Below are 13335 nucleotides of genomic sequence, written 5' to 3' on the forward strand. Positions count from 1 at the left end.
GGCGATGACGCGGCGCCGGTTGTCGGGGCGGGGCTCGGGATCCGGTTCGTCGGCCTCCTCGGCGCCGGTGTCTTCCACCGGATCATCCTCCGTGGCGTGGAAGGTGCTGGGATCCGGCTCCGGCTCGATGACCTTCTCCTCGATGCGCAGGAGCGGCTCCTGCATCAACGCAGGGGCGCGCGCGGGGACAAGCAGCACGAGGCTGCAACACAGGCCGAGGAACGAGCGGAGCATCCGGACCTCCGATGATAGGCGACAGGCCGGACGATCCGAAATCATGTGGTGCCCACCGGCCGTGCTACAGGATCCCGCGGCGGGGGGGATTGCCCGGGAGTGAATGAATGGCGGCGCCTGGAAACGAGCTGGAACGACTGGTGGAGATCATGCGGCGCCTTCGGGCCGAGGGCGGCTGCCCGTGGGACCGGGAGCAGGACCTGCGCTCGCTGCGCCCCTACCTGACCGAGGAGGCGTTCGAGGTCCTGGATGAAATGGACCGCGTCTCCGACGGCGGCCCGTGGCGCCCGCTGTGTGAAGAGCTGGGGGACCTGCTCTTCCAGATCGTCTTCCACGCGCAGCTGGCGGCGGAGCTGGGCGAGTTCACGATGGCGGACGTCTGCGCGGCGATCAGCGACAAGATCACCAGCCGGCACCCGCACGTGTTCGGGGATCAGCAGGTGACGGGCGCCGAGCAGGTGCTGGCCAACTGGGCGCAGCTGAAGGCGGAGGAGCGCAAGAAGAAGACCGGGCGCGCGGGCTCCGTGCTGGACGGCGTGCCCACCGCGGCCCCGTCCCTGCTGCGCGCGGAGCGCCTGACGGAGAAGGCCAGCCGCATCGGCTTCGACTGGCCGGACCTGGCCGGGGTGCGCGGCAAGCTGGACGAGGAGCTGCGCGAGCTGGACGAGGCCATCGCGTCGGGAGACCGGGACGCCATCGAGCACGAGCTGGGGGACGTCCTGTTCTCGCTCGCGAACCTCGCGCGCTTCGTGAAGACGCCCGCGGAGGACGCGCTGCGCATGGCCACGCGCCGCTTCGTCACCCGCTTCCAGTACATCGAGGCGAAGCTGAACGAGGAGAACGTCCCCTTCGGCGGCGCCACGCTCGCGCACATGGAGCGCCACTGGCAGGCCGCGAAGGCCGTGGAGAAGGCGCTGCCTCCACCTGGACACCCGCCTCGCGCCTCCGTGGCCACCCTGCGCCTGGCGGTGCCGGACGTGGCGGCCCAGCGGGCCTTCTGGGATGAGCTGGCCTCCTGGATGGGCTGGGCCCCCACCCGGACGACGGATGGCACGGCGGCCTACACGGGCGCGGGGCTGGGGCTCGTCTTCATGCCGGGCGCCCAGGCGCAGGCCGGATCCGGGCTGGCCATCACCCTGGAGGCCCCCTCCTCCTCGGGGGTCGCCCGGCTCCTGGAGCTGTTCCGGGCCCACCATCCGGGGCGCCTGGTGCCGTGCGCCAACTCCGAGGCGGGCTTCCAGTTCGTGGATCCCGCCGGGCTGCGGTGGGAATACACTGCCCCGCCGGCATGATTCTTCCGGCGTGAAGCGCCGGTGGGGGCTCCGGGAGGCATTCCGGAGGCCTCCCAGGGGTTCCGGAACTGGAAATCCTGATCGCGATCGCACGCGTGCCTTGACGCAACGGGGGCGTCGCAGTAAGGACGGCCCCTCTTTTTCCTTGCCTTGCCTTCCGCTGGAGCATTGCCTTGGCGAACACCAAGTCCGCAGAGAAGCGTTACCGCCAGTCCCTGAAGCGCCGCGCCCGGAACGTGAACGTCCGGACGACCGTGAAGGACGCCGTCAAGTCCGCCCGCGAGGCCATTGCCTCCAAGGACGGTTCGAAGTTGACGGACGCGCTGAAGGCGGCTTCCAAGACCCTCAACAAGGCGGCCAGCAAGGGCGTCCTGCACAAGCGCACCGCCGCGCGCCGCATCTCCCGGCTGGCCAAGGCCGCCGCGAAGAAGAAGGCCTAGTCGTCCCGTAGCACCACCGTGGGTCGAGGACCGGGCTCCCCGGTCCTCACCAGGTGCTGGCCAGCCGATCGTAGCCGTCGCGCATGAGCAACTCCGCCAGGCGCGCCAGCGCGGCCTGACGGTTGGCCTCGGCTTCCAGGACGTTCCCGCGTCCCTGGAGGTAGTCCTCGGTCCCCGCCACCACTGTCTCCGACAGCAGCTGTCCCTCCTTCACGAGGCGCAGCCGCACGGTCGTGGAGATGCGGTAGTTGTTGGGGATGATGGTCGAGGACGTCCAGATGTTGAGCACCGCCCCTTCAATCGTGGACGCGCAGCCCGGAGCGGTGGCCAGCCGGCCGGCCTGGATGAGCTGGTTGCGCAGGTAGCGCGTGAAGAGGTTCTCCAGCCCGGGCTCCGCCGTCTCGTTGGCCAAGATGGGCGCGCACACCTGCCCTGTGCCCTCTGGCAGCGCGGAGCCCCACGGGCTGAAGCGGTAGCCGCACCCGGCGCCCAGCAGCGCCGCCGCCGCCACGCCCCACCGGAACGCCTTCACCGCACCCGCCTGAACCGCGTTCCTTGAGGGCCGCATGGGCGCGCACCCTACCCGGCCGCGATCCTCCGTCAAGCGCCGGAGCCGGACCGCGGCGCGGGCTCGCTCAAGCGCCGGAGCCGGCCAGGGGGACGCCACGCATGCGTCCGACATCCGCCAGCGTGGCGCGGGCAGCGGTGAGCCTTCCCTCGCGGGCGGAGCCCTTCAGCGCCATCCCCAGGGGCCACTGCATCCGCGTGCCGTCATCCAGCTCCAGCGTGAGCCCGTGGTGGCGGTACAGCACCGCGAGCAGCAGGCCGATGACGCCCCCCGCGAAGGACATGATCCGCACCGCCTGCGTGGGCGCCCAGAAGAGGCCCAGCGCGGTGAAGGCGAGCAGCCCCAGCGATTCGAAGTAGGGCCGCGTGCGCCACTCCAGCCGCCGCACCCTCACCCAGGGCACGTCGAGCGTCGGACCCCCTCCCGGGCGCCCCTGGAACGACAGCTGCGTGTCGTTCACCGCCAGGGCGCGCCGGTTGCCCAGGTCCAGCGTCAGCGGAGAAACGCCCGGCAGCGACGGTGCGGGCGGCTCCGAAGCCTCGGGAGACGACCGGGGCGGCAGGGGCGCCTCCGGCAGCTCCGCGTTGCAGAAGGCACAGCGGCGCCGGGCCGCCGACTGGGGGCGCCCGCAGGCGGAGCACATGACGAGCACTTCCGCGGGCACCGCCCCTCCCTCCCGCCGTCAGCCGACGACGAAGTTCACCAGCCGCTTGGGGACGAAGACGAACTTGCGCAGCGTCTTGCCCTCGAGGGCGGCCTTCACCTTGTCGTCCGCCTCCGCCGCCGCGCGCACGTCCGCCTCGCCCGCGTCCGCCGCCACGCGCACCTCCGCGCGCAGCTTGCCGTTCACCTGCACGGCGTACGGAATCACGTCGTCCACCACCAGCGCCGGGTCGAACTCCGGCCAGGACTCCGTGACGGTGGACGCCTTCGCGCCGTAGGCCTCCGCCAGCTCGTCCGCGATGTGCGGCGCAATGGGCGTGAGGATGCGCGCGAGCAGCCGCACCGCCTCCCCCATCGCCGCCTTCTCCGCGGGCGTCTCCGGCGTGCCCACCGCGTAGAGCGCGTTCACGCACTCCATGGCGCCCGCGACGGCGGTGTTGAAGGACAGGCGCTCGATGGCCTCCGTCACGCGCTTGACGCACTTGTGCGCCGCGCGGCGCGTCTCCAGCGCCTTGCCCTCGTAGGGGCCCGAGTACGTGGCCTCCGCCGAGGAAGCGTGGTGCGTGGCGGCCAGCGTCCACACGCGCTTGAGGAAGCGGAACACGCCCTCCACCTGCTCGTGGGACCAGTCGAAGTCGCGCTCCGGCGGGCCCGCGAAGAGCACGTAGGTGCGCGCGGTGTCCGCGCCGTACTTCGCCACGATGGTGTTGGGCGCCACGCCGTTGCCGTAGCGCTTGCCCATCTTCCGGCCGTCCGCGCCGTTGACGATGCCCTGGGTGATCAGCCGCGTGACGGGCTCGTCCACCGGGGACAGCCCGAGGAGCTTCATCACCCGGGTCCAGAAGCGGAAGTAGAGCAGGTGCATCACGCCGTGCTCGGGGCCGCCCACGTAGATGTCCACCGGAAGCCAGCGCTGGCCCGCCTTCGGGTCGAAGGGCGCCGCGTCGTACTTCGGCGACAGGTAGCGCGCGAAGTACCAGCAGGAGTCGACGAAGGTGTCCATCGTCTCCGTCTCCCGGCGCGCGGGGCCGCCGCACTTCGGGCAGGTCGCGTTGACGAACTCCGGCACCTTCGCGAGCGGCGGCTCACCCTTGCCGGTGAGCACCGCCTGCGTGTCGATGTCCGGCAGCCGCACCGGGAGCTGATCCGCCGGGAGGGGGATGCCCTTGCGCTCGGGGTCGCACTTCTCGCAGTAGACGATGGGGATGGGCGTGCCCCAGTAGCGCTGGCGGCTGAAGCCCCAGTCCTTCTGGCGGTACGTCACCGTGGCCTTGCCCTGCCCCTGCGCCTCCAGCTTCGCGGCCAGCTTCACGCGCGCCTCGGCCGAGGGCATGCCGGTGAAGTCACCGGAGTCCACGAGGACGCCGTCCTCCGTGTACGCCGCGTCGAGCTTCTCCCCGGCGCCGAGCTTGTCGCCGGACGCCGGCTGGATGACCACGCGCACGGGCAGCGAGTACTTGCGCGCGAAGGCGAAGTCGCGCGCGTCGTGCGCCGGCACGCTCATCACCGCGCCGGTGCCGTAGTCGCTCACCACGAAGTTGGCGATCCAGATGGGGACCGGCTGGCCCGTCACCGGATTGAGCGCGTAGCCGCCGGTGAAGACGCCCTCCTTCTCCGCGTCCTCGCCCAGCCGCTCCGTCTTGTTCTGCGCGGCCATCTTCTTGGCGAACGCGTCCACGTCCGCGCGGCGGTCCGCCGTCGTCACCTGGGCCACGAGCTTGTGGTCCGGCGCGAGCACCACGTAGGTGCAGCCGTAGAGCGTGTCCACGCGGGTGGTGAAGACGCGCAGTGCAGCGTCATGCCCCTGCACGCGGAAGTCCACCTCCGCGCCGTCCGAGCGGCCAATCCAGTTGCGCTGGGCCGCGGTGATGCGGTCCGGCCACTCCTTGAGCGTGTCGAGCGCGTCGAGCAGGTCCTGCGAGTACTTCGTGATGCGGAACGCCCACTCGGGCATCTCCTTGTCCTGCACCTCGGAGTCACAGCGCTCGCAGCGGCCGTCCTTCACCTGCTCGTTGGCGATGACGGTGTGGCAGCCGGTACACCAGTTCACCTTGCTGAAGCGGCGATAGACGAGCCCGCGCTCGAGCATCTGGAGGAAGAACCACTGGTTCCAGCGGTAGTACTCCGGCTGGCTGGTGTTGACCTCGCGCGTCCAGTCGTAGCTGTAGCCGAGCGTCTTGATCTCCGCCTTGAACGACTCGATGTTCTCGCGGGTGCGGATGGCCGGGTGGACGCCGTCCTTGATGGCCGCGTTCTCCGCCGGCAGGCCGAAGGCGTCCCAGCCCATGGGGTGCAGCACGTCGAAGCCGCGCATCTGGTAGTAGCGCGCGTAGACGTCCCCGATGAGGTAGTTGCGCACATGCCCCATGTGCATCTGGCCACTGGGGTACGGCAGCATCTCCAGGACGTACTTCTTCGGGGCATCCGGACGCCTGCCTGCCCGGAAGAGGCCCTCCTCTTCCCAGCGGGTCTGCCACTTTCCTTCAATCGACTGCGGCTCGTAACGCTCGTTCATCGCCATGGCTTCTCTGACTCTTAGCGGGAGGTAGGACACGCGGGCAACAAGTCTTGGCGCGTCGAAAGCCTGGACGGCTGGCGCCCCCGGGGCCCTGACCGGGAAACCCGGAGGGACGGGGGCCAGGCCAGCCCCGGGGCGGGGGTGAGGCCTCGCTCGGTGCTTGCCCTCGGGGCCGGGCGCGACTAACTCGCCTTCCCGGTCTGGAGCAGAGGGAGAGCACCATGCAGGTCGTGAGTGTGAAGAAGGCCCTGTCGGGGGCCGTCGAAGCGGGCTCGAAGGTGGAGGTGCGCGGCTGGGTGCGGACGCGCCGCGACTCCAAGGCGGGCATCAGCTTCGTGAACGTGAGCGACGGGTCGGTCTTCGACCCCATCCAGGTCGTCGCGCCCAATTCGCTGCCCAATTACGAGAAGGAAGTCCTGCACCTCACCGCGGGCGCCTCCGTCATCTGCCGGGGCACGCTGGTGCAGTCCCAGGGCAAGGGGCAGGCCTTCGAGATTCAGGCGGACGAGGTGCAGGTGCTGGGTCTGGTGGACGACCCGGACACCTACCCCATCCAGCCGAAGCAGCACTCGCTGGAGTTCCTGCGGGAGGTGGCGCACCTGCGCGTGCGCACCAACACCTTCGGCGCCATCACCCGCGTGCGCAACGCGGCAGCGCAGGCGGTGCACCGCTTCTTCCACGGTGAGGGCTTCTGCTGGGTGAACACGCCCATCATCACCGCGAGCGACGCGGAGGGCGCCGGCCAGATGTTCCGCGTGTCCACGCTGGACGCGAACAACCCGCCGCGGGGCGAGAACGGCAAGATTGACTGGGGCAAGGACTTCTTCGGCAAGGAAGCCTACCTCACCGTGTCCGGGCAGCTGAACGTGGAGGCGTACTGCCTGGCCATGTCCAAGGTCTACACGTTCGGCCCCACGTTCCGCGCGGAGAACAGCAACACCACGCGGCACCTGGCCGAGTTCTGGATGATTGAGCCGGAGATCGCCTTCGCGGACCTCAACGAGGACGCGCTGCTGGCGGAGCGGTTCCTCAAGTACGTGTTCAAGGCCGTGCTGGACGAGTGCGCGCCGGACATGAAGTTCTTCGAGGAGCGCCAGCAGAAGGGCGTCACGGAGCGGATGGAGAAGTTCATCGGCTCCAGCTTCGAGCGCATCGACTACACGGAGGCCGTCTCCATCCTCCAGAAGGCGAAGAAGAAGTTCGAGTACGCGCCGGAGTGGGGCAAGGACCTCCAGACGGAGCACGAGCGCTACCTCACCGAGGAGCACGTGGGCCGGCCCGTGGTGGTGATGAACTACCCGGAGGCCATCAAGGCCTTCTACATGCGCATCAACGAGGACGGGAAGACCGTGGCCGCGATGGACGTGCTCGCGCCGGGCATCGGAGAGATCATCGGCGGCAGCCAGCGCGAGGAGCGCCTGGACGTGCTGGACGCGCGCATGCGGAAGTTCGGCCTCGATCCCGCGCACTACCAGTGGTACCGCGACCTGCGGCGCTACGGCACGGTGCCACACGCGGGCTTCGGCCTGGGGTTCGAGCGGCTCATCGTCTACATGTGCGGCCTGCAGAACATCCGGGACGCCATCCCCTACCCGCGCGTCCCGGGCTCCGCGACGTTCTAGTCCAGGCTCAGGACTTCTTCGTGATGCCGGCGCGCTCCTGCGCGAGCGCGCCGAGCGCGGACCAGTCCTCATCGCCGCGCCCCTGGGCGACGCCGGTGAGGAAGTGGTCGCGCAGCAGGCTCGCGAGCGGCAGCGGCACCTCGGCGGCCCTGCCCGCTTCGAGCGCCAGTGTCACGTCCTTGAGGCCCAGGCGCAGCGCGAAGCCCGCGGGCGTGTACTGCCCCTTCGCGATGGCGCCCGCGTAGTTCTCGAAGATGGGCGCCTTGGCGAAGACGGACTTGAAGACGTCCAGGAACGCGGCGCGCTCCACGCCGCACTTCTCCGCGAGCGCGAAGGCCTCCGACAGGGCCTCCATCATCGACGCGATGAGGAAGTTGCCGGACAGCTTCACCGTGTTCGCGGCGGACGGCCGCTCCCCCAGCTCCGTGAGGCCGCGTCCCAGGGCCGTGAGCACCGGACGCACCCGCTCCACCTGCGCCTTCGGGCCCGCGGCGACCACCCAGAGCTGCTTGCCCGCGGCGGCCTCGGGCCGGCCGAAGACGGGGGCGGAGACGTAGCCCTGGCCCGCGTCCGTGTGCGCCTTCGTCAGGCGCTCCGACAACGCGACGGAGATGGTGCTGGAGGAGACATGGATGGCGCTCTTCGGCAGGGCGCTGACGACGCCGTCCTTCCCCAGCACGGCGTCTTCCGCGGCGTGATCATCCGCGAGCATGGACACGACGACCTCCGCGTCCCGGGCGGCCTCCGCGGGCGTCTTCGCCACGCGCGCGCCCTGCTCTTTCAGCGGATCCGCCTTGGAGGCGGTGCGGTTCCAGACGACGAGCTCATGGCCCGCGCCGGCCAGGCTCTTCGCCATGGGCGTGCCCATGTTCCCCAACCCGATGAAGCCGACCTTCATGGAGATGCTCCCTTCGTGCTCGCGTTCACGCTTCGTTCGACTGTTCTTCCGACACGTCCAGCCGCTCGAAGGCGCGGCCCAGGACGGCGACGCCCAGCGCCACCTCCGCGAAGAGTGCCCCCGCCGCCGCCAGCCCCGCGAGCGGAACCGCCCAGCGCCCCATGACAGTGAACAGCGGATAGCCCACGAGGAGGGCCACCACGGCGGCCGGCAACAGTCCCAGGAACGTCACCACCAGCGTGCCCACCAGCGTGAGCAGCCGCTGGCCCAGCGCCTCCACGCCGCGTGCCCGCTCGGAGTCCGCCGGAATCCACGCGGGCAGCAGCACCACGGCCGCGTTCTGCACGAACAGCCCCGCCAGGCCCAGCGCCGGCAGCACCGGGAGCAGGCCCAGCACCACCGGCGTGGACCACGGCGCGAGCGTCGCGTCGTCCGCCCCCACGCCCAGCACCAGCGCCAGGAGCAACATCACCCACTGCGCCACGCCCAGCGTCAGCGCGGACGCCGCCAGCTCCGCGCTCACCACCTGCCGCCCCGTGAGCGGCAGCGCGCGCAAGAGTTCCAGCTTCGGCAGGTCCATGCGCAGGTCGGTGCGGAACGCGCTCGGGCCAATCACGGCCATGGCCAGCGCGACCATCAAGGCCATGGGCCCCAGGAACTCACGGCTGTTGGAGAACAGCCGCGTGTCTCCCATCACCAGCGCGAACACAGCGCCCAGCACACCGAAGGACAGCAGCATCACCAACCCGCTGCCCATGCGCCTGCGCGCGATGAGGTTCTTCCACAGGAGCGCGACCTCCGGACGCCCCCGGGCCTTCAGCGCGAAGGGCACCTTGCCGACACGGATGGAGCCCGAGCGCGCGGCCCGCTGCTCCCGCCGCCGCGTCCGCGCTTCGGCCCCGGCCACCGCGGAGTCCTCGAAGGGCACCTCCACCGCGAGCACCCAGGCGTAGTGCGCCACCAGCAGCGCCAGCGACGCGGGCAGGTAGCGCAGGAAGCCCTCCCAGCTTCGCGCCATCGCGGGGGCCACCAGCGCCCTGCCCGGCCACAGCACCGCGCGGGGCCCGGGGGCATCGAGCACGTCGCGCAACCACTCGCGCACGGCGAAGGGTCTGGAGAGGTTCTCCGGCAATGGGTGGTCACGCAGCGTGGACAGCAGCGTGCCCATCCCCGCGAGCAGGAGCACCGCCACGACCGCCCACCGCACCGCGCTGCCCCAGCGGCCTTGGGACACGAGCCACGCGCGCACGAAGGACGCCGCCGTGCCGTGCAGGTAGAGCGTCCCCATGGCCAGCGCCGCGCCCAGGAAGAAGAGCACCGGGCGGGGACTGGTGAAGCGCCCCACGAAGATTGTCGCCGCCAGCGCCGCGAGCATCGCGCTCAAGAGGCCGCGCAGCAGCTTGTAGTGCAGCAGCGCCTTGCGCGTGACGGGCGCGGCGAAGAAGGTCTGCACCTCCGTCTGCGTGAAGGTCAGCGCGGGCCGGTCCGCGCCCAGCACCCACGCCGTCACCAGCGTGCCCAGCACGGAGACCTCCAGCGAGAGCTCCGCGAACAGCCTCGCGTTGGGGGACACCGCGCGGCCCGTGCCCTGCACGAAGACGCTGCGCCCCACCAGCGAGTACAGGTACGCGAGCCCCACCAGCGCGCCCAGCAGGTAGCGCGGGCGCTTCAGCCGCTGCACCTGGCGCACCACCCGGTTGCGCCATGTCCTCACCCAGAGGAACGCCACCGCGCTCGGGAAGCTCACGCCGGTTCGTTCCCCCGCGCCCGCGCCTCCTCCGACGCCGCGCTGGTGATGCGCACGAACAGCTCCTCCAGCGACGCGCCGTCACCGGCTCCGCCCGCCATCTGCTCGCGGATCTCCGGCAGCGACCCCAGCGCCACCGCGCGCCCTCCGGCGATGACGAGCAGCCGGTGACACAGCTCCTCCACCAGCGGGAGCAGGTGCGACGACAACACCAGCGCCGTGCCCTCCTCCGCGCGGCGGCGCAGCGAGGCCTTCATGCGGCGGATGCCCAGCGGATCCAACCCCGTCAGCGGTTCATCCAGGAGGATGAGCCGCGGCTGGTGCAGGAAGCCGCACGCGATGGACAGCTTCTGCTTCATGCCCCGCGACAGCTCGCCCGGCAGCGACTTCTCCCGGCCCGTGAGCTCCATCTCCTCCAGGAGCGCGCGGCCCCGCGCCTCCCAGTCCTCCACGCCGTAGAGGCGCGCGGTGAAGTTCAGGTGCTCCCAGACGGTGAGGTACTCGAAGAAGCGCGGCTCGTCCGGGAGGAAGGCCAGCTGGCGCTTCGCCTCCACCGGCGCCTGTGCCACGTCGAAGCCCGCCACCCGCACGCGCCCCGCGGAGGGCGGGAGGATGCCGGCCAGACACCGCAGCGTGGACGTCTTGCCCGCGCCGTTGGGCCCCACGAGGCCCAGCACCTCGCCCGGCGCCACCTGGAAGGACAGGCCGCGCACCGCCCGCACCGCGCCGTACGTCTTCTCCAGCCCCTCGACGTCCAGCGCCGGTTCCATTCCGTGCCCTTGGGATTCCTGTCGAAGCTCAGCCGAGCTTCAGCAGTTCCTTCACCGTGTCCAGCACCACGCGGGCCTGCACGGGCTTCACCAGGTAGGCCGTGGCCCCCAGCGCCATGGCCCGCTCCCGGTCCGCCGCCGCGCCCTCCGTCGTCACCACGACGATGGGCACCGCCCGGTGGTCTTCCGTCTGGCGGATGTGGTGGATGAGCTTCAGCCCGTCCATCAACGGCATGTTGATGTCCGTCATCACCAGGTCGAAGCGGCCCTGCGTGGAGAGCTTCTTCAGCCCCTCCACGCCGTCCTGTGCCTCGATGCAGACCACCCCGGCCAGGCGCTGGAGCGCGTACATGATGCTGCGGCGCATGGCCTGCGAGTCATCCACCACCAGCGCGCGGATCTGCTGCGACATGGACACCAGCCTAGCACCCGCGCGCCGTCCGGCCCGGGATTGTGCGGCGGCTGTCATGCAGCCAGCGCTTCACTGCCCGCCGGACTGCCGTCGGCGGCGCACCAGCGCGGCCAGCTCCGTCCCGATGGCGTCCAGGGCCAGCACGCGGCTCACCGCGCCCGTGGCGATGGCCTCCTTGGGCATGCCGTACACCACCGCCGTGTCCTCGGACTCGGCCCACGTCTCGCCGCCCTCGCGGCGGACCGCGCGCACGCCCTGCGCCCCGTCCGCCCCCATCCCCGTCAGCACCACCGCCACCGCGCGCGCACCCAGCACCTCCGCCGCGCTCTCGAAGAGCCGGTCCACCGACGGTGCGTACTTGTCCGCGGGCACCGGAGAGGGCGTGCGCAGCTCCAGGCGCCCGGTGCGGTCCGACAGCAGCAGGTGTCGGCCTCCTGGCGCGATGTAGACGTGGCCCGGCTTCACCACGTCGCCCTCGCACGCCTCCCGCACCGTGAAGGGACCGATGCGGTCCAACCGCTCCGCGAAGGCCTTGGTGAACTGCGAGGGCATGTGCTGGCCCACCAGCACGCTGACGGCCGGCTCGGCGGCCAGCCCCTCCAGAAGCCGCTGCACCGCGGGAGGCCCGCCCGTGGACGCGCCCACGGCGATGACCTGCGGCACGTCCCCCACCAGCATGGAGCTCCGCGGCGCGGGCCCGTGGCGTCCCCCCGACTTCACGTGGCGCGCCGCGAGCACCTTGTCGAGCAGCTCGCGCCGCAGGTGCTCCAGCGCCGCGGGTGTGCCCTGGGGCGGCTTGGCGATGAAGTCGAACGCGCCCAGCTCCAGCGCCTTGCCCACGTCCGAGCTGTGCGCGTAGCTGGAGATGACGATGACGGGCGTGGGCGCCGCGCGCATGAGCAGCCGCAGGAAGGTGTGGCCGCCCAGCCGGGGCATCTCCAGGTCCAGCGTCACCACGTCGGGCTTCAGGTCCAGGACCTTCTTGAGCCCCTCCTCGCCGTCCTGGGCCCAGTCCAGCACCATCACCTCCTGGGAGGACTCCAGCAGCGTGGTGAGCGTGCGGCGGTTGGTGGCCGAGTCGTCGATGACGAGCACGGTGAGCGGGCGTGCCATCAGCGGCCCTCCCCGCCCGGAAATTCGGGCCGGCGGTAGACGAGGTCGCCCTTCAGGTGCACCAGCTCGAAGTCCGCGCCCAGGCTGAGCAGGTTCTCCGCGTGGCCCAGCAGCAGGTAGCCCCCGGGACAGAGCCGGTCGCGGATGACGCCCAGCACGCGGCGGCGCGCGGCCAGGTCGAAGTAGATCATCACGTTGCGGCAGAAGACGACGTCCGAGCGCGGCACCAGCTGGCTGCCCGCCACGTCCGACAGGTTGTGGTGGCCGAAGTTCACCCACGCCTTCACGTCGTCGCGCACGCGGACGCGGTTCACCCCCACGGGGATGAAGTAGCGCTCCAGCAGGTCCGGCGGCGTCGCGCGCAGGGCGCTGGGGCCGTACTCGGCGCGGCGGGCCACGGCCAGCACGCGGCGCGACAGGTCCGTGCCCAGGACCTCCACGTCCCAGTCGTCGAAGCGGCCGCTCTCCTTCAGCAGCATGGCCAGCGTGTACGCCTCCTCACCGGAGGAGCACCCCGCCGACCACAGCCGCAGCCGCCGCGTGTGCGCGTTGCGCTTCTCCAGGATGGGGATCAGCTCCTCGCAGAAGGCCTTGAGCTGCGCGGGTTCGCGGAAGAAGTACGTCTCGTGCGTGGTGAGGGACTCCACCGCCGCTTCCAGCTCCGCGCTGCGCTGGGCGTCGTAGCGCAGGTAGCGGTGATAGGAGCCGAAGTCCTGGATCCCCAGCGCCTCCAGCCGGGGCCACAGCCGGCGCTCCATCACGAACTTCATGTTCTCGTGGATGAGGATCCCGCAGTGCGCGTAGACGTGGTCGCGCAGCAGCCGGAACTCCTCCAGCGTCATCTCAGGGCGGCCCTCGTCGAAGCGTGGCATCCGAGTCCTCCCCTCAGCGCCGCGACAACCGGACGACCGCTTCCGCCAGCGCCACCTGGGCCAGCGCGTCCTGCTCCACTGTCAGCGCCTGCTGGAGCGCGGGCAGGCACTCCGGCCGCCCCATTCCGCCCAGCACGCGCGCCGCGGCGGCCCGCACGTCCCAGCGGGGGTGGCCCAGGAGCGACA

Annotated in this window: 13 protein-coding genes and 1 pseudogene; 3 read left to right on the forward strand and 11 right to left on the reverse strand. The window is 71.0% G+C overall.

The genetic code is table 11. The features are described 5' to 3' along the window. Nucleotides 1–234 (reverse strand): annotated as a pseudogene (locus D7W82_RS33935) (hypothetical protein); the annotation flags it as partial. Between the two features lie 107 nt (nucleotides 235–341). Between D7W82_RS33935 and mazG the strand changes: the two are divergent. Further along, complete coding sequence (gene mazG, locus D7W82_RS33940) at nucleotides 342–1526, forward strand: nucleoside triphosphate pyrophosphohydrolase (RefSeq protein WP_120622274.1); 1185 nt, start codon at nucleotides 342–344, stop codon at nucleotides 1524–1526. A 173-nt stretch (nucleotides 1527–1699) separates the two neighbouring features. Further along, entirely contained in the window at nucleotides 1700–1966 is a 267-nt protein-coding gene (gene rpsT / locus D7W82_RS33945) for a 30S ribosomal protein S20 (protein ID WP_014395478.1), read from the forward strand. Between the two features lie 46 nt (nucleotides 1967–2012). On the opposite strand, the gene lptE is transcribed toward rpsT, so the two are convergent. From lptE to leuS, 3 genes are all read right to left on the reverse strand, one after another. Next, nucleotides 2013–2498 (reverse strand): LPS assembly lipoprotein LptE, encoded by a 486-nt coding sequence (gene lptE, locus D7W82_RS33950; RefSeq protein WP_233588102.1) that lies wholly within the window; start codon nucleotides 2496–2498, stop codon nucleotides 2013–2015. Nucleotides 2499–2601: 103 nt separating this feature from the next. Further along, on the reverse strand, nucleotides 2602–3198 hold the full coding sequence (locus D7W82_RS33955; protein WP_120622276.1) for a hypothetical protein: 597 nt from the start codon (nucleotides 3196–3198) through the stop codon (nucleotides 2602–2604). Between the two features lie 18 nt (nucleotides 3199–3216). Continuing rightward, on the reverse strand, nucleotides 3217–5718 hold the full coding sequence (leuS, locus tag D7W82_RS33960) for a leucine--tRNA ligase (RefSeq protein WP_120622277.1): 2502 nt from the start codon (nucleotides 5716–5718) through the stop codon (nucleotides 3217–3219). Nucleotides 5719–5936: 218 nt separating this feature from the next. On the opposite strand from leuS, the gene asnS reads away from it, so the two are divergent. After that, complete coding sequence (gene asnS / locus D7W82_RS33965) at nucleotides 5937–7337, forward strand: asparagine--tRNA ligase (RefSeq protein WP_120622278.1); 1401 nt, start codon at nucleotides 5937–5939, stop codon at nucleotides 7335–7337. A gap of 7 nt (nucleotides 7338–7344) precedes the next feature. Here asnS and D7W82_RS33970 read toward each other — a convergent pair whose 3' ends face one another. From D7W82_RS33970 to D7W82_RS41915, 7 genes are all read right to left on the reverse strand, one after another. Continuing rightward, nucleotides 7345–8235: an NAD(P)-dependent oxidoreductase gene (locus tag D7W82_RS33970; RefSeq protein WP_120622279.1), complete on the reverse strand. Its 891-nt coding sequence runs from the start codon at nucleotides 8233–8235 to the stop codon at nucleotides 7345–7347. 25 nt (nucleotides 8236–8260) lie between these two features. Next, nucleotides 8261–9982, reverse strand: a complete 1722-nt coding sequence (locus D7W82_RS33975) for a putative ABC exporter domain-containing protein (RefSeq protein ID WP_120622280.1) — start codon at nucleotides 9980–9982, stop codon at nucleotides 8261–8263. After that, nucleotides 9979–10752: an ABC transporter ATP-binding protein gene (locus tag D7W82_RS33980; protein WP_120622281.1), complete on the reverse strand. Its 774-nt coding sequence runs from the start codon at nucleotides 10750–10752 to the stop codon at nucleotides 9979–9981. Before D7W82_RS33980 ends, D7W82_RS33975 begins: the two co-directional genes overlap by 4 nt. Before the next feature lie 28 nt (nucleotides 10753–10780). After that, entirely contained in the window at nucleotides 10781–11164 is a 384-nt protein-coding gene (locus D7W82_RS33985; protein ID WP_120567716.1) for a response regulator, read from the reverse strand. Nucleotides 11165–11233: 69 nt separating this feature from the next. Next, nucleotides 11234–12277, reverse strand: coding sequence for a chemotaxis-specific protein-glutamate methyltransferase CheB (gene cheB / locus D7W82_RS33990; RefSeq protein ID WP_120622282.1), 1044 nt, complete (start codon nucleotides 12275–12277; stop codon nucleotides 11234–11236). Continuing rightward, complete coding sequence (locus D7W82_RS33995) at nucleotides 12277–13149, reverse strand: protein-glutamate O-methyltransferase CheR (protein ID WP_171425183.1); 873 nt, start codon at nucleotides 13147–13149, stop codon at nucleotides 12277–12279. Before D7W82_RS33995 ends, cheB begins: the two co-directional genes overlap by 1 nt. Nucleotides 13150–13162: 13 nt before the next feature. Then, nucleotides 13163–13327 (reverse strand): HEAT repeat domain-containing protein, encoded by a 165-nt coding sequence (locus D7W82_RS41915; protein ID WP_304988756.1) that lies wholly within the window; start codon nucleotides 13325–13327, stop codon nucleotides 13163–13165. Nucleotides 13328–13335: the final 8 nt, after the last annotated feature.

Source organism: Corallococcus sp. CA049B, assembly GCF_003611685.1.
Classification (GTDB): domain Bacteria; phylum Myxococcota; class Myxococcia; order Myxococcales; family Myxococcaceae; genus Corallococcus; species Corallococcus coralloides.